24 protein-coding genes and 1 riboswitch are annotated in these 24,971 nt (G+C 70.3%); of the genes, 17 read left to right on the top strand and 7 right to left on the bottom strand.

The features are described from left to right. The 12 genes from ABD747_RS01730 to gcvP all read left to right on the top strand — a co-directional run. Positions 1-625, top strand: a 625-nt coding sequence (locus ABD747_RS01730; protein ID WP_344801347.1) for a glycosyltransferase family 4 protein, incomplete at its 5' end; no start/stop codon positions are given. Continuing rightward, the gene (locus ABD747_RS01725; RefSeq protein WP_344801345.1) at positions 622-1,125 is read left to right on the top strand and encodes a hypothetical protein; all 504 of its coding nucleotides are present in this window, start codon (positions 622-624) and stop codon (positions 1,123-1,125) included. The genes ABD747_RS01730 and ABD747_RS01725, both read left to right, overlap by 4 nt. Positions 1,126-1,135: 10 nt before the next feature. Then, complete coding sequence (locus ABD747_RS01720) at positions 1,136-1,744, top strand: CDP-alcohol phosphatidyltransferase family protein (protein ID WP_344801343.1); 609 nt, start codon at positions 1,136-1,138, stop codon at positions 1,742-1,744. Next, on the top strand, positions 1,737-2,555 hold the full coding sequence (locus ABD747_RS01715; protein WP_344801342.1) for a DUF881 domain-containing protein: 819 nt from the start codon (positions 1,737-1,739) through the stop codon (positions 2,553-2,555). The genes ABD747_RS01720 and ABD747_RS01715 overlap by 8 nt, the downstream gene beginning before the upstream one ends. Continuing rightward, positions 2,552-2,884 (top strand): small basic family protein, encoded by a 333-nt coding sequence (locus tag ABD747_RS01710; protein ID WP_344801340.1) that lies wholly within the window; start codon positions 2,552-2,554, stop codon positions 2,882-2,884. Before ABD747_RS01715 ends, ABD747_RS01710 begins: the two co-directional genes overlap by 4 nt. Beyond that, a complete protein-coding gene (locus ABD747_RS01705) occupies positions 2,877-3,806 on the top strand; it encodes a DUF881 domain-containing protein (RefSeq protein ID WP_344801339.1) in 930 nt (309 codons plus the stop codon). The genes ABD747_RS01710 and ABD747_RS01705 overlap by 8 nt, the downstream gene beginning before the upstream one ends. Before the next feature lie 31 nt (positions 3,807-3,837). After that, a complete protein-coding gene (gene gcvH / locus ABD747_RS01700; RefSeq protein ID WP_344801338.1) occupies positions 3,838-4,221 on the top strand; it encodes a glycine cleavage system protein GcvH in 384 nt (127 codons plus the stop codon). A 193-nt stretch (positions 4,222-4,414) separates the two neighbouring features. Continuing rightward, positions 4,415-4,924 (top strand): FHA domain-containing protein, encoded by a 510-nt coding sequence (locus ABD747_RS01695; protein ID WP_344801337.1) that lies wholly within the window; start codon positions 4,415-4,417, stop codon positions 4,922-4,924. A gap of 55 nt (positions 4,925-4,979) precedes the next feature. Further along, positions 4,980-5,720: a transcriptional regulator FtsR gene (gene ftsR / locus ABD747_RS01690; protein WP_344801336.1), complete on the top strand. Its 741-nt coding sequence runs from the start codon at positions 4,980-4,982 to the stop codon at positions 5,718-5,720. Positions 5,721-5,763: 43 nt separating this feature from the next. Continuing rightward, positions 5,764-6,240 (top strand): bifunctional nuclease family protein, encoded by a 477-nt coding sequence (locus ABD747_RS01685; protein ID WP_344801335.1) that lies wholly within the window; start codon positions 5,764-5,766, stop codon positions 6,238-6,240. 473 nt (positions 6,241-6,713) lie between these two features. Next, entirely contained in the window at positions 6,714-7,316 is a 603-nt protein-coding gene (locus tag ABD747_RS01680) for a MerR family transcriptional regulator (RefSeq protein WP_344801334.1), read from the top strand. A gap of 46 nt (positions 7,317-7,362) precedes the next feature. Continuing rightward, positions 7,363-7,472: riboswitch (glycine riboswitch) on the top strand. Positions 7,473-7,559: 87 nt separating this feature from the next. Continuing rightward, complete coding sequence (gene gcvP / locus ABD747_RS01675) at positions 7,560-10,460, top strand: aminomethyl-transferring glycine dehydrogenase (protein WP_344801333.1); 2,901 nt, start codon at positions 7,560-7,562, stop codon at positions 10,458-10,460. Between the two features lie 456 nt (positions 10,461-10,916). On the opposite strand, the gene ABD747_RS01670 is transcribed toward gcvP, so the two are convergent. Then, entirely contained in the window at positions 10,917-11,219 is a 303-nt protein-coding gene (locus ABD747_RS01670; protein ID WP_344801332.1) for a 4a-hydroxytetrahydrobiopterin dehydratase, read from the bottom strand. Positions 11,220-11,283: 64 nt separating this feature from the next. Between ABD747_RS01670 and ABD747_RS01665 the strand changes: the two genes are divergently transcribed. Together ABD747_RS01665 and ABD747_RS01660 are read left to right on the top strand one after the other, a co-directional pair. Continuing rightward, on the top strand, positions 11,284-12,384 hold the full coding sequence (locus tag ABD747_RS01665) for an SLC13 family permease (RefSeq protein ID WP_344801331.1): 1,101 nt from the start codon (positions 11,284-11,286) through the stop codon (positions 12,382-12,384). A 54-nt stretch (positions 12,385-12,438) separates the two neighbouring features. After that, on the top strand, positions 12,439-13,539 hold the full coding sequence (locus ABD747_RS01660; protein ID WP_344801330.1) for a YhjD/YihY/BrkB family envelope integrity protein: 1,101 nt from the start codon (positions 12,439-12,441) through the stop codon (positions 13,537-13,539). Between the two features lie 8 nt (positions 13,540-13,547). On the opposite strand, the gene ABD747_RS01655 is transcribed toward ABD747_RS01660, so the two are convergent. After that, entirely contained in the window at positions 13,548-16,055 is a 2,508-nt protein-coding gene (locus ABD747_RS01655) for an ATP-binding protein (protein ID WP_344801329.1), read from the bottom strand. Positions 16,056-16,261: 206 nt separating this feature from the next. Between ABD747_RS01655 and ABD747_RS01650 the strand changes: the two genes are divergently transcribed. Beyond that, positions 16,262-18,169, top strand: coding sequence for a hypothetical protein (locus tag ABD747_RS01650; RefSeq protein ID WP_344801328.1), 1,908 nt, complete (start codon positions 16,262-16,264; stop codon positions 18,167-18,169). Between the two features lie 45 nt (positions 18,170-18,214). Here the strand turns inward: ABD747_RS01650 and ABD747_RS01645 are convergent, their stop codons facing one another. From ABD747_RS01645 to ABD747_RS01630, 4 genes are all read right to left on the bottom strand, one after another. Continuing rightward, positions 18,215-19,435, bottom strand: a complete 1,221-nt coding sequence (locus ABD747_RS01645) for a pyrophosphate--fructose-6-phosphate 1-phosphotransferase (RefSeq protein ID WP_344801327.1) — start codon at positions 19,433-19,435, stop codon at positions 18,215-18,217. A gap of 100 nt (positions 19,436-19,535) precedes the next feature. After that, on the bottom strand, positions 19,536-19,988 hold the full coding sequence (soxR, locus tag ABD747_RS01640) for a redox-sensitive transcriptional activator SoxR (RefSeq protein WP_344801326.1): 453 nt from the start codon (positions 19,986-19,988) through the stop codon (positions 19,536-19,538). A 36-nt stretch (positions 19,989-20,024) separates the two neighbouring features. After that, positions 20,025-21,008: a TIGR03557 family F420-dependent LLM class oxidoreductase gene (locus tag ABD747_RS01635; protein ID WP_344801325.1), complete on the bottom strand. Its 984-nt coding sequence runs from the start codon at positions 21,006-21,008 to the stop codon at positions 20,025-20,027. Further along, complete coding sequence (locus ABD747_RS01630; RefSeq protein ID WP_344801324.1) at positions 21,008-21,157, bottom strand: hypothetical protein; 150 nt, start codon at positions 21,155-21,157, stop codon at positions 21,008-21,010. Before ABD747_RS01630 ends, ABD747_RS01635 begins: the two co-directional genes overlap by 1 nt. A 62-nt stretch (positions 21,158-21,219) precedes the next feature. Between ABD747_RS01630 and lysA the strand changes: the two genes are divergently transcribed. Together lysA and ABD747_RS01620 are read left to right on the top strand one after the other, a co-directional pair. Further along, complete coding sequence (lysA, locus tag ABD747_RS01625; protein ID WP_344801413.1) at positions 21,220-22,476, top strand: diaminopimelate decarboxylase; 1,257 nt, start codon at positions 21,220-21,222, stop codon at positions 22,474-22,476. A gap of 34 nt (positions 22,477-22,510) precedes the next feature. Then, positions 22,511-23,128 carry an L-threonylcarbamoyladenylate synthase gene (locus tag ABD747_RS01620; RefSeq protein ID WP_344801323.1) on the top strand — a complete coding sequence of 206 codons (618 nt, stop codon included), beginning with the start codon at positions 22,511-22,513 and terminating at the stop codon, positions 23,126-23,128. Here the strand turns inward: ABD747_RS01620 and ABD747_RS01615 are convergent. Beyond that, on the bottom strand, positions 23,125-24,939 hold the full coding sequence (locus ABD747_RS01615) for a bifunctional sugar phosphate isomerase/epimerase/4-hydroxyphenylpyruvate dioxygenase family protein (RefSeq protein ID WP_344801322.1): 1,815 nt from the start codon (positions 24,937-24,939) through the stop codon (positions 23,125-23,127). The two genes, ABD747_RS01620 and ABD747_RS01615, sit on opposite strands and share 4 nt — an antisense overlap. Positions 24,940-24,971 lie beyond the last annotated feature (32 nt).

Here is a 24,971-nt window from a genome sequence, read left to right as displayed (position 1 = left end):
GGCCGGCGTGTCGCTGCCGGAGCCGCACAGTTTCCGGGGCGGGCGGCCGCCGAGGATCACCTTCCTGGGCCGGGTGGACGAGCCGCGCAAGGGGCTGAACGTGCTGCTGGCGGCGGTGCCGGCGATCCGGGCCGGGCTGGGCGAGGTCGAGATCGTCGTCGCCGGTGGGGGCAGCACGACAGTGCCACCGATGGTGACGGGCGCCGCGGGCGTACGACTGCTGGGTCCGGTGTCCGACGAGGCGAAGGTCGCCCTGTTGCAGCACACCGACGTGTTCGTCGCGCCCCAGCTCGCCCGGGAGAGCTTCGGCATCGTGCTGCTGGAGGCGATGGCGGCGGGAGCCCCGGTCGTCGCGTCGGCACTGCCGGCCTTCTCCGACCTGCTCGGCCCGTCCGACGGCGAGCCGCTGGGCGAGCTGGTGCCCGTCGACGACCCCGCGGCGCTGGCGGCCGCGGTTGTCCGCACCGTCAGTCGTCCGCGGCCGGCGCGGACGGCCCGGGCGCGCGCCCACGCGCAGCGCTACGACTGGTCCGTGGTCGGGCCGGCGGTCGATGCGGTCTATCGCGCGGCCCTCGCCGCGTCGGCCCCGGTGCATCGGCCCGCCCACCGGAGCCGGGCCCGATGACGCCCGTCGAGATCGCCGCGCTGGCGGCGATCGTGCTGCTCGCGGCCGGCTGGCGGCTGTCGTGGCTGGCGACCCGGCTGGACCGGGCGCATACCCGGGTAGAGCGCCGCTGGGCGGCGCTCGATGCCGCGCTGGTACGGCGGGCACAGGCTGCGCTGGAGGCGGCCCGGGCACCGCAGGTCGACCCAGCCAGCAGCCTGCTGGTCTGCGACGCCGCGACGGCCGCGCTGGTCCCCGATCTCGACCTCGCCGCCCGGGAGCAGGCCGAGAGCGACCTCAGCCGGGTCCTCGCGCTGGTGCCGCTGGAGCCCGTCACGCCCTACGCCGACCGGGTCGACCTCGCCCGCCGGCTGCACAACGACGCGGTCGTGTCGGCGCTGGGGCTGCGCCGGCGACGTACCGCCCGGTGGTTCCGGCTGGCCGGACACGCGGCCGAACCGCGCGCTTTCGAGATGGCCGGCGGTCGCGAACTAACCTGGCCGGGTGGGTTCGTCGGCTGATCGTGCGGCGGTGACGCGCCGCGCGACCGGCGTCGACACCGACCGGAAGTTCACCGTGCCCAACGCGCTGAGCGCACTGCGGCTGTGCGGCGTACCCCTCCTGCTCTGGCTCATCCTCGGCCCGCAGGCCGACGTGCTGGCCGTCGTCGTGCTGGCCCTGTCCGGCATCACCGACTGGCTCGACGGCTGGATCGCGCGCCGCTGGCACCAGCGCTCCCGGCTCGGCCAGGTGCTCGACCCGCTCGCCGACCGGCTCTACATCCTCGCCACCATCCTCGGCCTCGCGCTGCGTGACCTGATCCCGTGGTGGCTGGTGCTGGCGCTGGTCGCCCGCGACCTGCTGATGGCCGCACTCGTGCCGCTGCTGCGGACCCGTGGCTACACCACGCTGCCGGTGCACTTCCTCGGCAAGGCGGCGACATTCTGCCTGCTGTACGCCTTCCCGTTGATCCTGCTCGGCGCCGCCCCCGAACCGTGGGCCGTCGTGGCCCGGGTGCTGGGCTGGGCGTTCGCGCTGTGGGGGACCGGCCTCTACTGGTACGCCGCACTGTTGTACGTCCACCAGGCCTATGCGCTGGTGCGGTCGGCGCCGCGGGGGAGGGCCGGCGACGGTGGCTGAGACCGGGCAGCGCAGCCGCGCCGACGCCAGCATGGACCTGCTGAACGACATCGTCCGGCAGCCGATCGACCCCGACTACGCCGCGGTGGCGAGCCGGGGAGGGGGCCGGCCGCGGGTCCGTGGCCGCTGGGACCTGGCTCTGGTCGCGCTCGTGATCGGCGTGCTGTTCACCGTCGCGGCGGTGGAGACCACCCGGTCCGCGCCGGCGTTGGAGACCGAGCGGGCCGAGTTGATCACCCGAGTCCAGCAGGCTGAAGCGCAGCAGGACGCCCTCCGCGTCCAGGCAGCCACGCTGAACGCCGAGATCGCTCAGCTGCGCCGAGACGCGTTGGGCGACGACGACCAGGCCAAGGCGCTGACCGCGGAGCTGAACGCGCTGGAGCCGGTGACCGGCGCGAGCGCGGTCCGCGGGCCCGGGCTGGTGATCACCGTCGACGACGCCGCCGGCGACGGCACCGACAGCCGGGACCAGGTGCTCGACATCGACCTGCAGATGCTGGTCAACGGGCTCTGGGAGTCGGGTGCGGAGGCGATCTCGATCAACGGCCACCGGCTGTCCAACCTGACCGCGATCCGCAGCGCCGGCGACGCCATCACCGTCGACTACCGCTCGCTGAACCGGCCGTACCGGGTGGAGGCGATCGGAAATCCGCGGACCCTGCCGGCCCGCTGGGTAGAGTCCTCCGGTGGCGCGTGGTGGAACGAGCTCGCGCAGAACCGTCGGATGAGGTACGAGGTCAGCAGCGTGGACGAGATCACCCTGGATGCCGACCCCGGGATGACCCTCCGCTATGCCCGGGTGAAGCAATGATCCCGCTGCTCGGCCTGGTCGCGGGCATCGTCGTCGGGCTGGTGCTGGCACCGAGCGTGCCGCAGCCGTTGGAGCCCTATCTGCCGATCGCGATCGTCGCCGCGATGGACGCCATCTTCGGCGGGCTCCGGGCCTATCTGGAAGGCAACTTCAGCGACCGGGTGTTCGTGATCTCGTTCGTGTCCAACGTCTTGATCGCCGCCTTGATCGTGTTCGTCGGCGACCAGATCGGCGTCGGCTCGCAGCTGTCCACGGCCGTCGTGGTCGTGCTTGGCATCCGCATCTTCACCAACGCCGCGGCGATCAGGCGGGCCTTGTTCCATGCCTGAGCAGCCAGTGGCCCCGCGCCGGGCCGCCCCCGAACCGGCGGCAGCCGAGCAGCCGGCAGCCGAGCAGCCGGCATCCGAGCAGGCGGCAACCGAGCAGGCGGCAACCGAGCAGCCGGCAGCCGAGCAGCCGGTGACCGAGCACGCGGCAGCCGAGCAGGCGGGGACGGACGCGGCCCGAGCGCCCGCCGACGGCCGGCGCCGGCTGCTGCGCACGCTGGTCAAGCCCGGCAAGGGCCAGGTGATCGCCGCGGTCATGCTGTTCCTGCTCGGGATGGCCGGGGTGATGCAGGTCCGGGCGAACACCACCGACAGCACGTACGCGAACGCGCGCCGCGAGGACCTGGTCGTGCTGCTGGACGGGCTCGGCGAGCAGCAGCAGCGGCTGGAACGCGAGATCTCCGACCTGGAACGCACCCGCGGCGAGCTCCAGTCAGGCGCGAACAGCCAGCGGGTCGCCCGCGAGGAGGCCCGACAGCGGGTCGACGACCTGTCCATCCTGGCCGGCACCGCGCCGGCGATCGGCCCGGGGATCCGGATGCGGATCAGCGACCCCCAGCACAAGATGACCCCCGACGTGCTGCTCGACGCGGTCGAGGAGATGCGCGACGCCGGCGCCGAGGTGATCGAGGTGAACGACACCGCCCGGGTGGTCGCCTCGAGCTGGTTCGGCGGCCAGGGCGGACGGCTGACGGTCGACGGACAGGTCGTCTCACCGCCGTACGTGCTGGAGGTGATCGGCGATCCGCACAGCCTGGAAGAGGCGGCCCGGTTCCGTGGCGGGATCGTGAGCGAGATCACCGGCCCGCGGATCGGCGGCCAGGTGCAGATCGAGCAGCTGGACAGCGTCGTTGTGGACTCCTTGCACGGGCCGACGAACAATCAGTACGCTCGACCGGCGTCGCCGGAGCCCACTCCGCGCTGAGCGCCCAACCACCCTCCTCAGGAGCGAACACGTGTCCGACTTCCCCGAAGATCTCAAGTACTCCGCGGAGCACGAGTGGGTCCGCAGCGGCAACTCCACCACGGTCCGGATCGGCATCACCGAGTACGCCGCCGACCAGCTGGGCGACATCGTCTTCGTCACGCTTCCGCAGGTGGGCGAGGCGGTCTCGCACGGCGACGCCTGCGGCGAGCTGGAGTCGACCAAGAGCGTGTCCGACATCTTCTCGCCGGTGTCGGGCACGGTCTCGGCGGTGAACGGCCAGCTGGACGCGAACCCGGAGACGATCAACTCCGACCCCTACGGCGACGGCTGGCTGTTCGAGGTCGAGCTGGACGACGACGTCGATCTGGACGATCTGCTCGACGCCGACGCCTACGCCGAGCAGCTGGCCTGACCGGCCCGACCCGCAACACCGAGACTCGACCTCGAGCATTGGTTCAGCCTTTTGTGGCACCCTAGACTGGCGGATCGAACCTCGTGTTCCCGCGACGCCAGCGGAGCACGCCACCCACGAACCGAGCTCGGCGGGCGAACCGAGCTCGGCGGGCGCCCAGCGACGAAGGATCGATAGAAAGCCGGAATCCGACATGCCGTACTGCACCAACTGTGGCCACGACAACCCCGAGGGGAGCAACTTCTGTGGCCAGTGCGGCACGCCCTTGACGCCGACCACCCGGATCGAGCCGGTGATCAGCGGTGACACCACCCGGACGATGCCGGCGGTCGGCGAGGAGCGCGAGGTCGAGGGGCTGACCGCCGAGGAGGAGGCCGCGGTCAACGCGCTGCCCCGAGGTCACGCGCTGCTGATCGTGCAGCGTGGCTCCAACGCCGGCGCCCGCTTCCTGCTCGACGCCGACGTGGTGACCGTCGGCCGGCACCAGAACTCCGACATCTTCCTGGACGACATCTCGGTGTCGCGCAAGCACGCGACGTTCAACAAGACCGCCGACGGCGTGCTGCTGCGCGACAGCGGAAGCCTGAACGGAACATACGTCAACCGGGACCTGGTCGACGAGTGCCTGCTGCGGCACGGCGACGAGGTGCAGATCGGCAAGTTCCGGCTGGTCTACTTCAGCAGCCCGCAGGGCATGGACTGAGCCTGCCCATCCCGAGACTGACGACGGAGCCCGCCGACGTGAGCCTGCCGAGCCGATGACGTCGAGCCCGAGCCAACCGCGGCCGCAGTTGCGCAGCATCGGTCAGGTGCTGGCCACCCTCAAGGGCGACTTCCCCGACATCTCCATCTCGAAGATCCGGTTCCTGGAGTCCGAGGGACTCGTCTCGCCCGAACGGGCCCCGTCGGGATACCGCCGCTACGACACCGCCGACGTCGAACGGCTGCGCTACATCTTGTCGGTCCAGCGCGATCACTACCTGCCGCTGAAGGTGATCCGCGAGCACCTGGAGGCGATGGACAAGGGCCAGCAGCCGCCGCCGTTGCCCGGCTCGCTGTCGGCGACGCCGGCCGCCGGTGACGGCAGCGCCAACCGGCCCGCTGCCGGTGGGCAGCCGAGCCCGGCCGCACCACCGCCGCCACCGCGGCAGCCGGTCCGGCTCACCCGGGCGGAGCTGCTCGAGGCCAGCGGGCTGACCGACGCCGCCCTGGTCGAGCTGGAGCGCACCCAGATCGTGGTCACCAAGCGGGGCAGCACGCACTACGGTCGGGAGGCGCTGACGCTCGCCATCGCGGCCCGCCGGCTGGCCGAGTTCGGGGTCGACGGCCGGCACCTGCGCGCGTTCAAGATGTCCGCCGACCGCGAGGTCGGGCTGGTCGAGCAGGCGATCGCGCCGTACGTCCGCCGGGCCGCCTCGGGTCGTGACGTCGCGGGCGAGGTCACGCAGCTCGTGATCAGCTTCCACGCGGCCCTGGTCCGGCTCGCGATGGAGCGGTGAGGGAGCGGGCCACCGGCGTGGAGCCCCGAAGTAGGGTGGGCGCATGCGGGAACTCGATGTGGTCGGTGTCCGGGTGGAGATGCCCTCCAACGCGCCGATGGTGTTGCTCCGCGAGGTCGGCGGCACCCGCTATCTGCCGATCTGGATCGGAGCCAACGAGGCGTCGGCGATCGCCAGCGCGCAGGAAGGCGTAGTGCCGCCGCGGCCGCTGACCCACGATCTGATGGTCGACACGCTGCGGACGCTGGGACACAAGCTGACCGAGGTGCACATCACCGAACTGGACAGTGGCACCTTCTACGCGGTGTTGCTGGTGGACGGGATCGAGGTCAGCGCTCGGCCCTCGGACGCGATCGCGCTGGCGCTGCGCGTCGGCTCGGACATCTACTGTGCCGAGGACGTGCTCGACGAGGCCGGCATCGAGATCCCCGACGCCGAGGAGGACGAGGTGGAGAAGTTCCGCGAGTTCCTCGACCAGATCAATCCCGACGACTTCCTGAAGGGCGAAGACCCCCGCTGACCTTCAGCGGCCCCGGAACCTTGGAAGTTCTGACGCGTTTCTGCCGCTCGATCGCGGTTTTCGGGGCTCTGAGGCCCCTGGAGCCATTCGAGCGGCGGATTCGCGTCAAACTCATGACCGGCTGTGTAGCCTCCTCCTCGGGCCGCGGTGACGCGTTTCCGCCGCTCGATCACCGTTTCGGTGCCGAAACGGCCCGTGGCGCCGTTCGAGCGGCGGATTCGCGTCAAGACGGCGTCTACCTCCCGCTGGCGGCCCGGGCTTCACCGTCCGGTCGAGGGTGCCGGACTCTCACCCTCGGGTTGAGACCACGACAACTGGAAACGCACCGGATCGGCGTGTCGTTGACCCCCTTCCGCGTCGCGTCGTAGCGTGCTAGAGGTAATCCCGTCGATGGAATTACGCAGCCGGAAGTCGGTTCCCCCACGGATCGCGCCGCCTCCGGTTGGTCGGAGGGCGGAATTCGGAGGTCGTACGTGAGCAGCACAGAGGTCCCGTCGCCAAACGACGCGCGCCCGCCGGTCGTCGAGGACGCCCAGGACCTGCTGTTCGAGGGCGACTTCTCGCCGCTGCCGAAGGACCTCGGCTTCCGCGGCCCGGTCGCCTGCAGCGCGGCCGGCATCACCTACCGCCAGCTGGACTACTGGGCCCGCACCGGACTGGTCGTGCCGGAGGTGCGCGGCGCGTCCGGGTCCGGCTCGCAGCGGCTCTACAGCTTCCGCGACATCTTGATCCTCAAGGTGATCAAGCGGCTGATCGACGCCGGCATCTCGCTGCACCAGATCCGCACCGCGATCGACCACCTGAGGGCCCGCGGCGTGGACGACCTGACCCAGGTGACCCTGATGAGCGACGGCGTCTCGGTGTTCGAGTGCACCTCCGACCACGAGGTGATCGACCTGCTGCGCGGCGGCCAGGGCGTCTTCGGCATCGCGCTCGGCGGCGTCTGGCGCGACATCGAGGGCACCTTGTCCACGCTGCCCGCCGAGCGCACCGAGCACGCCGACGAGGACGTACCCGTCGCGCCGTCGCATGCGGACGAGCTGGCCCAGCGCCGCCGGGCCCGTGCCGCCGGCTGAGCCTTCGGTTAGCCGCTCGGGCCGCTAAGCTGGCCTGCAACAACGGACCGCCAGCGCGGGAGAGTCCGTCGGCCCGGCCGAGCAGGCCGCGGTGCGGCGGCGCCGAAGGGGCAACCACCCCGGAACCTCTCAGGCACCCGAGACCGCGCCGGCACAGCAACTCTGGAGCCCACCCGGTGACAGAGGGGGAGCGCGGACCCGAACGACGGGCCCGCACCGCGCCACCCTGAGGAGTTCCCGCTGATGCCCGGATCCGCCGCTCTCGACACCGTCCCCGAAACCCGCGTCCACGGCGACGTGAGCCCGTTCGCGGCCCGGCACATCGGTCCGCAGCCGGACGAGCGGGCCGCAATGCTCGACCTGCTCGGGTTCGCCGAACTCGACGACCTGGTCGATGCCGCGATGCCGCGATCGATCCGGATGACCGGCGCGCTCGACCTGCCGGCGCCCCTGACCGAGGCCGCCGCGGCGTCGGCGCTGCGGGCGCTGGCGGCCCGAAACCGGCCGCTGACGGCGATGATCGGGCTGGGCTACCACGGCACGCTCACGCCCGCCGTGATCAGGCGCAACGTGCTCGAGGACCCGTCCTGGTACACCGCGTACACCCCGTATCAGCCGGAGATCAGCCAGGGCCGGCTGGAGGCGCTGCTGAACTTCCAGACGATGGTCGCCGACCTCACCGGGTTGCCGATCGCCGGATCGAGCCTGCTGGACGAGGCCACCGCCGTCGCCGAGGCGATGGCGCTGGCCCGGCGCAGCACGCGCACCGGTCGCGTCCTGCTGCTCGACGCCGACACGCTGCCGCAGACCGTGTCGGTAGTCCGTACCCGGGCGCGGGCGATGGACATCGAGGTCGTGGTCGCGTCCGGCCCGCTGCCCGTGGCGCTGGAGTCGGCCGACGCGTTCGCGGTGGTGGTCCAGACCCCGGGTGCGAGCGGCCGGCTGGCGGGCACCGGCGAGCTGCGGGCGATCGCCGACCAGGCCCACGCCTCCGGGGCGATGGTGATCGCCGCCTGCGACCTGCTGGCGTCGACCCTGGTCACTCCGCCGGGAGAGTGGGGAGCCGACATCGCGGTCGGATCGAGCCAGCGATTCGGCGTGCCGCTGTTCTACGGTGGCCCGCACGCCGGCTTCATCGCCGTTCGCGAGGGCTTGCAGCGAGGTCTTCCCGGACGCCTCGTCGGCGTCTCCCGGGACGCCGACGGCGCGCAGGCGTACCGGTTGGCGCTGCAGACCCGGGAGCAGCACATCCGGCGGGAGAAGGCCACCTCCAACATCTGTACGGCCCAGGTCCTGCTGGCGGTCGCCGCCAGCATGTACGCGGTCTACCACGGTCCGGCCGGGCTCCGGACGATCGCGACCGGGATCCACGAGCGCGCGACCGCGCTGGCCGGCGACCTGACCGCGGCCGGCATCGAGGTCGTGCACCAGTCGTTCTTCGACACCGTGCTGGCCCGGGTGCCGGGGCGGGCGAGCGTGGTCGTCGCGGCGGCCCGGGACTGGGGTGTGCACCTGCGGCCGGTCGATGCCGACCTGGTCGCGATCGCGGTCGGCGAGGACGCCGACGCGGCGGCGCTGGACGCCGTCCGGACCGCGTTCGGCGTCGTCGCCGGCGAGACCCGGTTCGGCGACCTGGCCGGCAGCGAGCGGACCAGCGCCTATCTCACCCACCCGGTCTTCGGCACCCACCACAGCGAGACCGCGATGCTGCGCTACCTACGGCGGCTGTCCGACCGTGACTTCGCCCTGGATCGCGGCATGATCCCGCTCGGCTCGTGCACGATGAAGCTGAACGCGACTACCGAGATGGAGCCCATCTCGCTGCCCGGCTTCGCGAATCTCCACCCGTTCGCGCCGGCCGAGGACGCCACCGGCTACGCCGAGCTGATCTCGACGCTGGAGTCGTGGCTGGCCGAGGTGACCGGCTACGACCGGGTCTCGATCCAGCCGAACGCCGGCAGCCAGGGCGAGTTCGCCGGGCTGCTGGCGATCCGCGCCTACCACGACGCCCGCGGCGACAGCCGGCGCCGGGTCTGCCTGATCCCGTCGTCCGCGCACGGCACCAACGCGGCCTCCGCGGTGATGTCGGGGATGCGAGTGGTCGTGGTCAAGGCCACCGCGGACGGATCGATCGATCTCGACGACCTGCGGGCCAAGATCGACGCCGCCGGCGACGAGCTGGCCGCGATCATGGTCACCTATCCGTCCACCCACGGCGTGTTCGAGGAGAGCATCGTCGACGTCTGCGCCCTGGTGCACGACGCCGGCGGCCAGGTGTACGTCGACGGCGCCAATCTCAACGCCCTGCTCGGGCTGGCCCGGCCGGGCCGGTTCGGGGCGGACGTGAGCCACCTCAACCTCCACAAGACGTTCTGCATCCCGCACGGCGGTGGAGGACCCGGCGTCGGTCCGGTGGCGGTCCGGTCCCACCTCGCGCCGTACCTTCCTGGACATCCACTGGAGGTCGAGAGTGAGGGCGTCGGGACGGGCGGGGTGGGGCCGATCTCTGCGGCGCCGTACGGTTCCGCCGGCATCCTGCCGATCAGCTACGCCTACATCGCCATGATGGGTGCCGAGGGGCTGACGCTGGCCACCGAGCACGCGCTGCTCGCGGCCAACTACGTCGCCAAGCGGCTGTCGGGGCACTATCCGGTGCTGTACGCGGGACGCGGCGGCCTGGTCGCGCACGAGTGCATCCTCGACCTGCGGCCGCTGACCAAGACGACCGGGATCACCGTGGACGATGTCGCGAAGCGGCTGATCGACTACGGCTTCCACGCGCCGACGATGAGCTTCCCGGTGGCCGGCACGCTGATGGTGGAGCCGACCGAGTCCGAGGATCTGGCCGAGCTGGACCGGTTCTGCGACGCGATGATCAGCATCCGGTCCGAGATCGAGCAGGTGGCGAACGGCGTCTGGCCGGCCGATGACAACCCGCTGGTGAACGCGCCGCATACGCAGGCCCGGATCGTCGCCGACGACTGGACCCATCCGTACTCACGGCTCGTCGCGGCCTTCCCGGCCGGCCTGCACGCAGGTCCGATCGCGGCCGGCGGCGCGGACAAGTACTGGCCGCCGGTCGCCCGGATCGACGGTGCCTACGGCGACCGCAACCTGATCTGCTCCTGCCCGCCGCTCGAATAACTGTCGGCTCGCGCCCGCTCCGCGCCCGATCGGCTCTGTCTTCCTCCCTCACTCGCAGCACGGCGTGGTTGCCGCTGCCGCGCCCGCGCGGGCTGCTCGTTCTTTCGTCCAGACAGAGCCAGGCGCTCCGCTACCCGACGCTCGCCGACGGGTGTCGGCTCGCGCCCGCTCCGCGCCTTCGAGACTCTGACTTTCTCCCTCGGCTCGCAGCCGCGGTCTCACCCGCGCTGCCGCAGTCTGGGCGCGGCTGCTCGCTCGGTCGCAAGTCAGAGCCCGGCGCTGCGCTACCCGACGCTCGCCGACCGATGTCAGCTCGCGCCGCTCCGCGCCCGACCGGCTCCGGCCGACCCCCACCGTCCCCGCGAAAGTGTGCAGGTGTTGCAGCGACACGCCGGCGGTCACTGCAACAGCTGCACAGTTTCGGGGGAGGGGGACGGGGTTCGGGTCGCGGCGGGATCAGGAGAGGCCGGTGGCGGCGGCGATGCGGTGGACCAGCTCGAAGTCCGCGACGGTGACGCCGCCGGCGGAATGGGAGGACTGGATCAGGGTGACCTTGTTCCAGCGGATGTCGATATCGGGGTGATGGTTCATCTGCTCGGCCTCGTGCCCGACCTGGTTCACGAAGTCCAGCGCGTCGGCGAAGTCGTTGAACTCGAACGTGGCGGTGAGCGCCGAATTCCCGTCGGCGTCGGCGGCGCTCCACGCCGGCAGATCCTTCAGGCGGGTCGCGATGTCGTCGGAGCTCAGTACGTCGGCCATGCCCCCAGGTAAGTGGGGGGACTCCGCCGCTGTCAAGCCGGGGACTACTGAATAGGGTGTCGGGGTGCTTCACGCCGACCTGATCGCACGGGTGCTGCCGATCCTCGGTTTTCTGGTCTGCGTGACCGTGATTGCCGAGCTGTCCGACCGGATCGGCGTGTTCGGCTATCTGGCACACCATGCCGCCCGCATGGCCCGCGGCTCGGTCCTGCTGCTGTGGCTGCTCGTGGTGGTGCTGGCCACGCTGGCGACCGCCGTGCTGTCCCTGGACACCACCGCGGTGCTGCTCACCCCCGTGGTCCTGGCGCTGGCCCACCGGCTCGGGCTGAACGAGCGGATGTTCGCCTTCACCACGGTCTGGTTGGCCAACACGGCATCGCTCTTCCTCCCGGTGAGCAACCTGACCAACCTGCTCGCCCTGCACCCGCTGGAGGAGATGGGGGTCAGGCCCGACGCGTTCGGCTTCCTCGCCCTCACCTGGCCGGCCGCGGTCGCCAGCCTGCTGGTGACGGTCCTGCTGCTGGCGCTGGTGTTCCGTCGCTCGCTGCACGGGCGGTACGTCCTCGCGCCGGTGCCCGAGGTCCGGCACCGCCGGCTGCTGGTGATCGGCATCGTGGTCTGCGCGGCGCTCGGTCCGGCCCTGCTCGCGGGCGTCGAGGTGCTGGTGGCGGCCGCCATCGGGGCCGCCGTGCTGCTACTGGCCGCGCTGCTGGTGGACCGGTCGCTGATCGATCACCGGTTGCTGCCCTGGAAGCTCGTGCTCGGCGTGTTCGTGCTGTTCGTGATCATCCAGGTCGCGCTCGACCTCGGCCTGGGCCGGCTGCTGGCCGAGCTCGGCGGCCAGGGCGAGGGCTGGCTCGCGCTGCTCAGGGTCGCCGGACTCGGCGCGCTGGCGAGCAATCTGGCCAACAACCTGCCGAGCTATCTGGCGCTGGAGGTCGTAGCCGACACCCCGGTGCGGATGGTCGCGCTGCTGGTGGGGGTGAACGCCGGCCCGCTGATCACGCCGTGGGCCAGCCTGGCCACCCTGCTCTGGGCGGGTCGCTGCCGCAGTGCCGGCGTCGCGGTGGACTGGCGTCGGTTCGCCCTGCTCGGCGTGGTGCTGGTGGTCCCGCTCATCCTGCTCGCCACCGGCGCCACCTGGCTGGTGGACGTCCGCGACTGACACGCGGTCGATCCGGGTAGCTTCATCACCGACGACCCGAGGAGAGGTGCCGCCGTGAAGGAATGGCTGATCAGGCTCCGCAGCCGACCACAGATCGCCCATCTCGAACGCACGATCAAGCGCTTCGGCGAGCGGCTCGGCTCGCAGTTCGCCGCCGCCATCACCTACTTCTCCGTGCTGGCGATGGTGCCGGTGCTGATGTTCGCCTTCTCCATCCTGGGCTTCTTCCTGACCGAGGTCCGACCCGACCTGATCGGGCAGGTGGTCAGCCAGGCCTCCAACGCACTCGGCGGCGTCGACGCGTCCACCCGTCAGAGCCTGGTCGGCGTGATCGAGAACGCGCTGCGCAACTACACAGCGGTCGGCATCGTGGGCTTGTTGACGGCGGCGTACTCCGGCGCCGGCTGGATCGGCAACGTCAAGAAGGCCGTACGTGCGCAGTGGAAGACCGACTTCGACGACGCCGAACCGAAGGTCAACGTCGCCAAGTTGTTCGCCGTCAACCTGGGCACCCTGGTGGTGATCCTGATCCTGATCGCGATCACCTTCGCCCTCGCCGGGGTGTCCGCCGGACTGGCCGGGCTCATCCTGCGGGCGCTCGGGCTGGCCGATGTGGGCTGGCTGGGCTGGCTCGTCCGGATCGCGCCCGTGGTGGTGTCCATCGGCACGGGCTGGCTCTTGTTCATGTTCTTGTACTGGGCCTTGCCCAGCAACAAGATGCCATGGCGCGTGGTGCGTCGTGGCGCCCTGATCGGCTCCATCGGCCTGGCCGTCCTGCAGTACTTGACCGGCTTCTTGATCGGGATCTTCACGAGCAACAAGGCCGCGGTCATCTTCGGCCCGGTGATCGCGATCATGCTGTTCTTCAACCTGTTCGCGACGTTGATCTTGCTGGTGGCGGCCTGGATCGCTACCGCCGAGGTCAGCGAGGTGAAGCCGGCTGAAGACCTGACCAGCCGGTTGCGCGCAATGACCCAGGAGGCGAGCGGCACGGTCGAAGAGCAACCGGAGGTGCCGAAGGTCGCCCAGCCGGTCGCCGTCCGCTCGGTGCGGATCGGGATGGGCATGGGCTACGTCACCGGCGCGGCCACCGGGGTCGGAATCGGTGCCGCGATCGCCTCGGTTGCCGGCTGGTGGCAGCGCCGCCGCGGCTGAGCGGCGCTTCACGAGGCATGCGATCGTTCGACCCAGGCGCTGATCTGTGCCCGGGTGTGAACGCCGAGCTTGATCATGATGTGCTCGGTGTGCGATCCGACCGTTCGCTCGGATATCCCCAGCCGGTGGGCGATCTCGCGGCTGGTCAGTCCCTCACCGAACAGCCGCGCCACCGCCAGTTCGCGTGGCGACAGCGGGCCCGGGGGATCGTTCGGGCCGGCTGCGGTGTCGTCGATCAGCGCGGACGGAAGTCCGCGCGCCACCACCCGGATCTCGGTCTCCGACGCGTGCCGGCCGACTGTCCAGAGGTGCGTGAACCGGCGCTCGCCGAGAGCCACCCGGGTGATCTCGAGCGCGTGGCGGTAGTCCTGCGCCCACTGGGTGTGCGGAATCGTGCCCAGCGTGTGCTCGAGTGCGATGGCGGCCCCGAAGAGCACTGCAGCGCGTTCGGGCACGCCCAGCTCGGCGTCGGCGATGCCGATCATCCGCAGATTGATTGGCACGACCGGGAGGTTGCGCAGTTCGAGCCGGGCCAGCAGGCTCTCGACTCCGGCGGCTCGGGCCCTAGCGAAGTCACCCAGCGCGATGAGAGTGCTGGCCAGGACATCGTTGCACTCGCTGAGCAACCACAGGTCACCGCGAGAACGCGCGGCGTCGCAGGTCATGGTGAACTGGGCGAGCGCCTCGCTCAGCCGCCCGCTGCCGAGCGCAGCAACGCCGACGGCCAGCCGGGCGAGGCTGACGGCCATGGCATCTCCGGAGTCCTCGGCGCAGACCAGCGCGGCTGCGGCGATCGCCGAGGCCGTCGCCGGGTCCCCGCGCATGTAAGCCGCGTAGGTGAGCGATGCGAGTCCCAGCGCTCGACCGCGCGGGTCGCCGAGCAGCACACCGATGTGTTCGGCCTCGTTCGCGCAGCGCTCCACCGCCGTGACATCCTCGCGTCGGGTTGCCAGCCCGGCCATCTCGACCAGCGCGTCGAGTCGCACCGGTGACGGCTCCGGGTCACGCGCCAGCATCGCCGCCAACGTGGTCTCGCCCTCGCTGGGGAGTCCGCGCATGTCCCAGTAGCGACGTACGGCGGTGGCAAGGCGCAGGCCCATTTTCGGGTCTCCGTCCGGGCTCAGGCACCAGGTCAACGCGGCGCGGACGTTGCCGAACTCGACGTCCAGTGCGTCGAGCCACGCCGCTTGCGCGGCGTTCTCGAATCGATGGGCTCCCCGTTCGGCCCAGGCGGTGAACCAGTCGGCGTGCCGTTTCGCGAGCGGCGGTCGCTCTCCGGACTCGGTGAGCAGCCGTACGGCGTAGGTCCGGACCGTCTCCAGCATGCGCAGGCGCGTGGACGAGCCGCCGAGCGGCGCGACGAGACTCACGTCGATCAGATGCGCCAGCGCGTCTCGAACGGGCTCGGTGCCCAGGTCGTCGCCGATCAGGTCGATCGCGCACTGGTGATCGAAGCTGCCGGTGAAGATCGCCAGTCGCCGGAAGACCAGCTGGGCGATCGGCTCCAACAACCGGTAGCTCCAGTCCAGAACCGAGTCGAGGCTTCGGTGTCGGTCGGGCAGATCGACCGGCGCGCGGCGGTCCGACCCACCGCTTTGAGGGAGGCGATTCAGCAGTTCCGCAGGTTGCATCGCGCCAGCCCCGGCTGCCGCCAGCTCCAGGGCGAGCGGCAGCCCGTCGAGCCGAACGCAGATCTCGGCCACGGGTCTTGCATCGTGCCCGGACAGCCGGTAGCCGTCGTCGACAGCGCGCCGGCGATCGACGAACAGCCGAACCGACGGAACCTGCAGCAGGGCCGCCGGGCTCTGGTGACGAGACAGGTCCGGGACCGCTAGCGGATCCACCGCGAGCCGATGCTCCGGGCGGATCCGCAAAGGTGCCCGCGAGGTGGCCAGCACGGTCACCGCCGGGCAACGGCGAAGGATCGCCGCGACGAGGGTGCCGGCAGACCCGCTGACGTGTTCACAGTTGTCGAGCACCAGGACCAGGTCCGTGCCGTGCAGCGCCCGGACCAGGGAGTCGGCAATCGACCCGCCCCGCCGATCTCGTACGCCGAGGGCACGCCCGACGGTGGCCTCGATCGCCGAACCGGGTGTCAGATCGGCCAGCTCCACCAGGCAACCGCCGGCCGATCGCTCGGCCGCGGCTCGCCGGCCCGCCTCCAGCGCCAGCACGGACTTGCCTGCCCCACCAGGGCCGACGAATGTCACCAGCCGCGCACCATCGGCGCCGATCAGCCGACGTACGGCCGCGAGCTCCCTGCTTCGTCCGACCAGCGCGACGTCCGGCGCCGGAATGCGTTCGACCGCCGGCATCACCGGTTGCGTCTCGAGATGATCAAGCGCCAGCCGAACCAGGAGTGGAGTCGAGATGGCACGCTCTCCGCGTTCCCACCGGGCGATGGTCGTGACCGTGACGCCCAGCGCGGCCGCCAGCGCGCTCTGGGTGAGGCCCAGCTGATGGCGGCGGTCTCGCAGTTCACGGGGAGTGAGCCGAGGCAACGCTTCAGTCGTCACGTGCCGCTCCGTCGGGTCCACGCCGCTGTACCACCGGTCCAGTTGCCCGACCCGGTCCGGCACGTCGATTCTGCCGCAAGTCACACGATCGGGTAAACAACCGATGCATCCCAGGGCGCGAGCGGTTTAGGCTCCGCTACCGCACCCGGGCGGCGCCGACCGGCTCGTCATCCACGGGTGCCACGGTCGGCGAAAGGTGCGAGTCGATGGCCGTCTTGGCAGCGGAGAGCGGGGTAACCGCAGGGTCGATTGCGGGTGAGCTCTGGGTGGGGGACTTCACGGGCTCCGGCTCGTCGGAGGTGCTGGCCGTGTCACAAGGCGTGGGGAACTGGCAGCTCGGCACCCTGGATGTCACGAACCCGCAGGCCCCGACCTTGACCTTCACCGGGATAGGAAACACGCGCGGCTTCGGCATCATCGGCAATACCGTGTGGCAGGGACGGTTCTCGGCGCAGGATCGTGATCAGCTGCTGTTCTACAACGCGGGGGACAGCACTTGGTGGCTTGGCACCGTGACGAGTACCGGACCGACGATCGATTGGTCGCTGCTCGCCGTCAAGACCGTCCAGTGGATGCCCGATGCCGGGTCGTGGGTGTGCGATCTGGGCGGAACGGGCGCTGATTGCGTCGTCGCCTATTGCGCGGAGGACTCGAGTTGGTGGATTGCCACGGCCCTGGGCGGAGCGTTGAACTGGACGCAGATCGGCCAGACCGCCGGCCTGCCCGCGCTCCAGGCCGGCGGGACCCCTGCCGGCAGCTTCACCACCACCGATCGGCAACTGCTCGCGTTCGAGCCGACGAACACGGGGGCCTGGCATCTGATCACACTGTCCGGCACGGGCGAACCCGTTTCCGTGCAAGACATTCCAGCGCCCGTCACGAGGGCGACGACGTTCTGGAACGACGTTGCCAGGCTCTGGTCGGTTGCCCCGTTCGGGCCCGGCGGCGCGGACAGCATCATCACCTGCAACCTGATCTCCAGAGATTGGCTCAATGGTTCGCTGTCCTCTCCCAACGGGCCCGGAGCACCGGTGGAAGCGGTCTTCGTCACCATCGGCAACGCGGGCGGCTCGATCGATCTCCTGAGTTCATGGGTCTGGGTGGCGCCGATCACCGGAAGGCCGGCAGCCCTCGTGGTCTACTCCGCGAGCAGCAACACCTGGAGCCTGGGAACCGTGTCGACAACGAATCAGGAGGTGGATCACCTCGCCTTCGCACCGATCGGCGTCGCCGGCGAGACCTTGTTCGGACCCACCCAGGCTCAGATCGCGATCGTGCAGAACAACTTGTCGAATCTGCGCAACTTCAACGACTACGTCTACAACCACACCGACACCAAGCTGGACGAGGCCCTCGACGCCCTCGAACAGCCGTCGCAGGACCCCGGTGTGGGCGCGGTACTGGCCCTCTTCCAGGCCACGATCGCCGTGGGGGCGACGTTCATGCCGTTGGAGGAGGCCGGCGCCTTCCTGGGCACGTTCGTCAACGGCCTGCTCGCGTCCTGGATCACGAGCCCTCCATCATCGCTCGGCGGCAACCTGTTGAGCTGGATCAACCGCTACGAGAAGACGTCGATCAGCTTCGACCAGCAGTTGGCAACGTATGCCCAGAACGTGCCGGCCTATTGGTCGACGAGTTTCACGGTGAACGGACAGACGAGCGTGCTTTCCGACCTTGCCTTCACCGAGATCCCCAACCAAGACGATGACCCGTCCTTCTATGACATGGTCAATGCGTCCATCCTGGCGACGCAGCAAGCCATGTGGAAGCAGATCCTGCCGGTCGGTTTCGTTGCCCTGGAGCTGTCCGACCTATTTGTCGACGGCGACTTGGACCACCCGCCGATCTCCTGGGCTCAGAAGTACTACCAGCAGCATCCGAACGCCTACGTGAGCTGGGTCTGGAGCAAGGACATCTTCCACTTCGACGAGTGGAGGATCTACAACTACCTTCTGGTAGCGTCACCCGGCGGCATGTTCTCGCCCCAGCTGAGTTCAGATGCGTGCGACATGTTGTTCATCGACAGCACTCCCGGAACGACGATCAACGCCGACGGCCTGTATCTCCGCAATACCGTCTTCGCCGGCCTGGGCATCAAGATCGTCGGCGGCTGACGTCGTCTGGCAGTGCGATCCTCGTACGTCGCGGGCCGGCCGGACTCAGTGGGCCGGCGCCGCCGCCGTCTCCGGCTGACCGATCCCGGACAGCAGGGCCTTGTACCAGTCCTGGGTGATGTCGAACGGCTTGCCGCCCTTGATCCGCTCGAACTCGATCGCGCGCAGCTCGTCGCCGCGCTCCTCGTCGTTGCCGATCACGCCCGGCTCGCCGCGCAGCGCGCAGTCCACCGCCAGCGTCGTCATCGTCTTGATCAGCTCGAGGTCGCGCTCGTTTGCCGGGGCCGAGCGGGAGAAGTATCCCGACTTCTGCACCATCACCTTCTCGGCCCCGACCAACTCGGCGAACTTGCTGGCGAACCAGGCGCCCGGATTGATCTTGTCGATCTTCACGTGGCCGAACGGGTCGCGGGCCACCTCGGCGCCCGACGCCTCGATCTCGGCCACGATCGTGTCCAGTCCCGCACCCTCGGAGACGAACAGGTTCACCGAGCCGACCTCGTCCATCACCGTCTTCAGCCGGGCCGACTCGGCCTGGAGATCGAAGACCGCCTCGGGGACGTACACACCGTGGATGTCCCAGCCCTTGCGGTCCAGCCCGATCTCGGGGAGCCACTCCCGGGTGTCCAGCCACTCCCGATACGACTGTGCGGTCGCCGCGGTCAGCCAGCCGCAGTGCCGGCCCATCACCTCGTGCACGATGAGCATCCGCGAGCCCGAATTGTGCTCGCCGATGATGTTGCTGGCGAACCGGGCGCCCTGCTCGGCCGCGGTCCAGGCGCCGAGGGACTGCCGGATCGGGATGATGTCGTTGTCGATCGTCTTCGGCAGTCCGACCACGGTCAGCGCGTAGTCGTGCCGCGCCAAGAACGCGGCCAGATCTGCCGCGGTGGTGTTGGTGTCGTCGCCACCGATGGTGTGCAGGACGTCGACGCCGTCGGCCTCGAGCCGGTCGGCTGCCGCCTGCAACGGGTCGACGCCCTCGGCCACCAACCCGCGCTTGACCAGGTCGGCGGCGTTGGTCAGCTTCACCCGGGAGTTGCCGATGGGGGAGCCCCCGTACTGATGGAGCAGCGCGGCGCCCTTGCGTACCTCCGGCGTGATGGTGATCGAGTCCCCGGACAGCAGGCCCTGGTACCCGTATCGGTAGGCGATGATCTCGACGTCGGGGGCGATCTCGGTGTAGCGCTCGATCAGTCCGCCGACGGCGGAGGACAGACACGGAGCGAACCCGCCGGCGGTGAGCAGTGCGACCTTGGTGACCATGGATCGCATCCTAGGGCGCACCACGGCCGGCGGAGCCCGGGGTCGTCATGTGTCCGTAACGCGGGCGGACGAGGTCGGCGACGGCGAAAGGCGGTAGGGCTCAGTCGTGGGTCGGTTCGAGGTAGTACGCGCCCGGTCCGCGCTCGCTCAACACGTCCTCGGGGTTGGACAGGCTGCACCGGGCCAGCGACAGGCAGCCGCAGCCGATGCAGCTGTCGAGCCGGTCTCGCAGCCGCTCCAGCCGCTCGATCTGCGCTTCGATCCGGGGTCGCCAGGACCGGGACAGCCGGGTCCAGTCGGCCTTGGTCGGCGCCCGTCCACCCGGCAGCGAGGCCATCGCGTCGGCGATCTCCTCCAGCGTCAGGCCGACCCGTTGGGCCGACCGGACGAAGGCCACTCGGCGCAAGGTCGAGCGCTCGTAGCGGCGCTGGTTGCCCGAGGTCCGGGTCGAACTGATCAGTCCCTGCGTCTCGTAGTAGCGCAAGGCCGACGCCGCGACCCCGGATCGCTCCGAGAGCTCACCGATGGTCAACAGATCGGTCTTGTGCAGCACAGAAGCCAGTGTAGCTACACTTAACGCGAGCTTGAGCTATGTCGATCGGTTGGTTGCTTCGCCGGCTCGGAGTCGTTCGAGCAGCTCGCCGGCGGCCTCGTCCAGGAACTCGGTCTGCCCCTCGTCTCCGACCTGCACCAGCGCGAGGTCGGTGAAACCGGCCTCCCGGTACGGTCGTACGGCCTCGACGATCGCGTCCAGGTGCGGTCCGCACGGAATGGTGTCGGCCACGTCCTCCGGCCGGACGAACTGGCTCGCCGCGGCGAACCCCGCCGGGGTGGGCAGATCGGCGTTGACGCCCCAGCCGCCGCCGAACCAGCGGAACTGCTCGTGCGCCCGGCGGACGGCGTCGTCGCGATCACGGGCCCAGCAGATCGGCAGCTGGCCGATCTTGCGGGACGGACCGGCCTTGCGCCGGTCCCAGGACTCGACCAGCGCCGAGTCCGGCTCGACGGCGATGAGGTGGTCGGCCAGCGGGGCGAACCGGTTGACCGACTGCTTGCCGGAGACCGCTATCGCCATCTGCAGCTCATCCTCGGGCGGGTCCCAGATGCGGGCGGAGTCGACCCGGAAGTAGTCGCCGGCCCAGGTGACCAGCTCGCCGCCGAGGAGTTCCCGGATGATCGTCGCGGCCTCCGCCAGCATGTCCTGGCGTTGGGCGATCGGGACCCAGCCCTCTCCCGTGACGTGCTCGTTGAGGTTCTCCCCGGACCCCAGGCCGAGGATGAACCGGCCCTCGCTGAGCAGGCTCAGGGTCGCCGCCTTCTGCGCGACCACGGCCGGGTGATAGCGCTGGATCGGACAGGTGACGTACGTCGCCAACTCGACGCGCTCGGTCGCCTGGGCGACCGCCCCGAGCACCGACCAGGCGTACGGGGCGTGCCCCTGCTCGGTCAGCCAGGGGGAGTAGTGGTCGCTGCTCACCTCGAAGTCGAAGCCGAGCTGCTCGGCCCTGACCGCGTAGTCGACGAGCCGGCGCGGCCCGCTCTGCTCGGTCATCAGCGTGTACCCAAAGCGCATCAGCGATCGTCCTCCCGCTCGTCGGACTCGGTTGGCTGGCCTTCTGCCGCCGCGCCGGGCTCGGTCAGCGGATCGCGGTTCGGCTCGCTCCGGACGTTCTCCACCTCTTCGTCGGCGGCCTGGGATCCCTCGCTGGTGAACTCACTCATGATCGGCCCGTACCCACTGGACCGCGACTCACCCGGCTGCCAGGATCGGGGCCGTGGACAGAATGCTCGACCTGCTACCAGGTGACAGCGCCGTCGACCCGGACGGCATGCTGACCGTCGGCGGCTGCCGGGCCGACCGGCTGGCCGAGCAGTTCGGCACTCCGGTGCTGGTCGTCGCCGAGAAATCGTTGCGTGCGCGAGCACGCGAGTACCGCCGCGAGCTGGCCGCGCGCTGGCCCCGATCCAGGGTCGTGTTCGCGTCCAAGTCCTTTCCGTGTACGGCAGTCCAACGGGTGATGGTGACGGAGGGTCTCGGCCTGGACGTGGCCGGCGGCGGGGAGATCCTCAGCGGCCTGCGGGCGGGGGTGGACCCGGCACTGATCGTGTTGCACGGCAACGCCAAGACCAGCGAGGAGCTCAGGCTGGCGGTGGACAGCGGGGTCGGCCTGGTGGTGGTCGACGGCCCGGACGACCTGGACCGGCTGGAGTCGATCGTGCCGCCCGGGCGGCGGCAGGACGTGCTCATCCGGGTCATCCCCGGCGTGATCGCCGACACGCACCAACACGTCCTCACCGGCCACGAGGGCTCCAAGTTCGGGGTCTCGCCGGGCCAGGCGCGCGAGCTGATCCGCCGGATCGGCCACAGCTCGCGGATCCGGCTGCGGGGGGTGCACGCGCATGTCGGCTCGCAGATCCTCGACCCCGAGCCGCTCGCCGCGGCGGTCGCACCGCTGGCGGCGCTCGGCGAGTTCGAGGTGTACGACCTCGGTGGCGGTCTGGGCGCGCGCTACACCTGGTCGGACCGGCCGGCTTCGGTCGCCGCCTATCTCGACGTACTGACCGCCGCAGCCCGCGCGCACCTTCCCTCCGGTGCGGAGATCATCATCGAGCCCGGCCGGAGCATGGTCGCCACGAATGCCGCGACCCTGTATCGGGTCGTGACGGTCAAGCGTGGCGGCCCGCGCACCTTCGTCGCCGTCGACGGCGGCATGGGCGACAACCTCGAGGTCGCGCTGTATCAGCAACGATTCGAGGCAGGCGTCGTCGACCGGCTGGAGCCGACCGACGCCGAGGAGGTGACGTTGGTCGGTCGGCACTGCGAGAGCGGTGATGTGCTGATCGATCCGGTCACCGTGGACCGGCCGCGCCGCGACGACCTGCTCGTGGTGCCCGCGACGGGGGCGTACTGCTTCACCATGGCCAACAACTACAACGGGAACCGCCGGCTGCCGGTCGTGTTCGCCGCCGACGGGTCGGCCCGCCTTGTCGTCCGTCGGGAGACCTGGGAGGATCTCGCCGCCCGCGACGTCGGACACTAGCCCCGGCCGCTTCGTCGTGGCCTACGCTGCCCCTGTGGCGCGCTACTTCGACATCCACCCGGAGAATCCGCAGCTCCGGTTGATCGACAAGGTCGTGGAGATCCTCCGCGCCGACGGGCTGATCGCCTATCCGACCGACTCCTGCTATGCCCTCGGCTGCCGGGTGGGCAACCAGCACGGACTGGACCGGATCCGCGCTATCCGGCACCTCGACGACAAGCACCACTTCACCCTGGTCTGCCACGACTTCGCCCAGCTCGGTCAGCTCGTGCACCTGGACAACGCCGTCTTCCGGGCGGTGAAGGCAGCGACGCCCGGCGGCTACACCTTCATCCTGCCGGCCGATCGAGGGGTGCCACGCCGGGTGCTGCACCCGAAGAAGCGGACCATCGGGGTGCGGATCCCCGAGCACGTGGTGGCGCAGGCCCTGCTGGCCGAGTTCGGTGAGCCGCTGCTGTCGAGCACGTTGTTGCTCCCCGGCGAGGAGGAGCCGCTGACCCAAGGCTGGCAGATCAAGGAGGAGCTCGACCACGTGCTGGACGCGGTGATCGACTCCGGCGAGACCGGGTCGACGCCGACGACGGTGGTGGACTTCTCCTCCGGCGAGCCGGAGATCGTCCGGGTCGGCACCGGAGACCCGAGCCGGTTCTAGCCGCCCTGGGCCGCCAGCCGGACCGGTGCGTTGCCTGCTCCGTAGCCGTCGTAGCCGCCACGACGCTGCACGAACTCCAGGAACACCTCGCCGATCGTGCCGGTGTAGAAGTGCACGAACTCGCCCGATCCGTCCCGGTCGTACAGCAGGTTCAAACCGCGCAGCCGCTCGATCGAGTCCGACGACAGGTCGTAGCGGGCGGCGAGGTCCTCGTAGTAGTTGCCCGGCACCGGCAAGAACGGCAGCCCCTGACTGCGGGCGCGCTCGGCGAGGGCGGCGACGTCGGTACACGAGAACGCGATGTGCTGCGGCAGCACCGCGTGGTCGAGGATGGCCGGTGCCACGTTGAGCGGCAGCCTGACGGAGCCGTCGCAGGTCCGCATCACCTGGCTGCGGACCAGCCCGCGCGGACCGGCGACCTCGGTCGACGGCGCGGCGGTCAGGCCCAGAACGCTGGTGTAGAAGAGAACCGCCTCGTCGAAGTCCTGCCACGGCTGGACCAGGTTCACATGATCGACACCGGTGATCAGGCATTCCGACCCCGGCTCGCCGTGCTCGAACTCCGCCATCCAGCCCCGCTCGGTCGCGCTGGGCTCGTCCAGGAAGATCTCCGTCCCGTCCGGCGCGCGGACCGCGCTCAGCTCGACCTCGCCGGCGTACGTGCGCCGATGCACCGGGTTAGCTCCGAGCTCGCCGGCCCGGGCCAGCGCTGCCTTGGCCTCGGGAACGACGAACCCGACCGCCGCCAGGTGCGGGACCTGATCGCGGGCCCGCTGTTCGTTCAAGATCACCCGCGCCTCGCCGGCGGACCACAAGGTGACCGGCTTGGTCCGGTGCCGCCCGCGGAAGCCGAAGTCGAGCCGGCCCAGCAGCTCCTCGAGCGCGCCGGTGTTCTCGGCCTTGATCTCCACGAAGTCGACGCCGGTGGGCGACGCGGCGTCGGTGAGCCGGGGGAGCGAGGTCGGCCCGCCGGTGCGATCGCCGTCGGCGCGCTCCAGCCACCGGGCGGCCTGATCGGCGACCCAGGCCAGCGACCGGCGCGCGTGGGCAGCCGTGCGGATCGGATCGGTCTGCCGGAACGTGTCGTTGAAGACCTCGAGCGAGAGGGGCCCGGTATATCCGGCCGCGGCGACGTGCCCGACGAACGCGCCGAGGTCCCAGGAACCCTCGCCCGGGAACAGCCGATGATGCCGGCTCCAGGACAACACGTCCATGGACAGCGAGGGTGCGTCGGCAAGCTGGAGGAAGAAGATCTTGTCGGCCGGGATGTTCTCGATAGCGGCCGGGTCGTGACCGCGCGACAAGATGTGGAAGCTGTCCAGGCACACCCCGAGATTGGCCCGATCGGCCCGCCGGACGATGTGCCAGGCGCGGCGGTAGTCACTGACGTAGCGGCCCCAGGCCAGGGCCTCGTACGCCAACCGGATGCCGTACGTCGCCGCCAGGTCGGACAGCCGGCCGAGCTGATCGGCGGAGACCTCGTCGGAGTCGAGGCTCGCGGTCGCCACGTTGCTGCAGACCAGCATCAGGTCGATCCCCAGCCGGTTCATCAGCCGGAACTTGGCCTCGGCCCGGCGCAGGTTGGTCGCCATCACCTGCTCCGTCACGCCCTCGGCGTCGCGGAACGGCTGGTAGAGGTCGAGGCTCAGGCCGAGACGCTCGGCTAGCGCCCGGATCTCCTCCGGACTCTGGATCGCGGCGACCAGGTCCGGCTCGAAGATCTCCACCCCGTCGAAGCCGGCCGCGGCGCAGGCGCGCAGCTTTTCGGTCAGGCTGCCGCTGAGACAGACCGTGGCAATGGACGTTCGCATCGGTTCGATCCTCTCCGGCGCGCTAGCCGACT

This window comes from Microlunatus ginsengisoli, assembly GCF_039537205.1.
GTDB classification, from domain to species: Bacteria; Actinomycetota; Actinomycetes; order Propionibacteriales; family Propionibacteriaceae; genus Microlunatus; species Microlunatus ginsengisoli.
The sequence above is the reverse complement of the archived record's forward strand: the minus strand, read 5'-3'. Positions and strand labels throughout refer to the sequence as shown.

Bases quoted from the DNA above. Each gene is read 5' to 3' on its own strand.
- ABD747_RS01705 (WP_344801339.1), top strand. From the start codon at position 2,877: ATGCCTGAGCAGCCAGTGGCCCCGCGCCGGGCCGCCCCCGAACCGGCG.
- ABD747_RS01645 (WP_344801327.1), bottom strand. From the start codon at position 19,435: ATGGTCACCAAGGTCGCACTGCTCACCGCCGGCGGGTTCGCTCCGTGT.
- ABD747_RS01670 (WP_344801332.1), bottom strand. From the start codon at position 11,219: ATGGCCGACGTACTGAGCTCCGACGACATCGCGACCCGCCTGAAGGAT.
- ABD747_RS01695 (WP_344801337.1), top strand. From the start codon at position 4,415: ATGCCGTACTGCACCAACTGTGGCCACGACAACCCCGAGGGGAGCAAC.
- ABD747_RS01615 (WP_344801322.1), bottom strand. From the start codon at position 24,939: ATGCGAACGTCCATTGCCACGGTCTGTCTCAGCGGCAGCCTGACCGAA.
- ABD747_RS01685 (WP_344801335.1), top strand. From the start codon at position 5,764: ATGCGGGAACTCGATGTGGTCGGTGTCCGGGTGGAGATGCCCTCCAAC.
- gcvP (WP_344801333.1), top strand. From the start codon at position 7,560: ATGCCCGGATCCGCCGCTCTCGACACCGTCCCCGAAACCCGCGTCCAC.
- lysA (WP_344801413.1), top strand. From the start codon at position 21,220: ATGCTCGACCTGCTACCAGGTGACAGCGCCGTCGACCCGGACGGCATG.
- ABD747_RS01650 (WP_344801328.1), top strand. From the start codon at position 16,262: ATGGCCGTCTTGGCAGCGGAGAGCGGGGTAACCGCAGGGTCGATTGCG.
- ABD747_RS01635 (WP_344801325.1), bottom strand. From the start codon at position 21,008: ATGCGCTTTGGGTACACGCTGATGACCGAGCAGAGCGGGCCGCGCCGG.
- ABD747_RS01710 (WP_344801340.1), top strand. From the start codon at position 2,552: ATGATCCCGCTGCTCGGCCTGGTCGCGGGCATCGTCGTCGGGCTGGTG.
- ABD747_RS01630 (WP_344801324.1), bottom strand. From the start codon at position 21,157: ATGAGTGAGTTCACCAGCGAGGGATCCCAGGCCGCCGACGAAGAGGTG.
- ABD747_RS01725 (WP_344801345.1), top strand. From the start codon at position 622: ATGACGCCCGTCGAGATCGCCGCGCTGGCGGCGATCGTGCTGCTCGCG.
- ftsR (WP_344801336.1), top strand. From the start codon at position 4,980: ATGACGTCGAGCCCGAGCCAACCGCGGCCGCAGTTGCGCAGCATCGGT.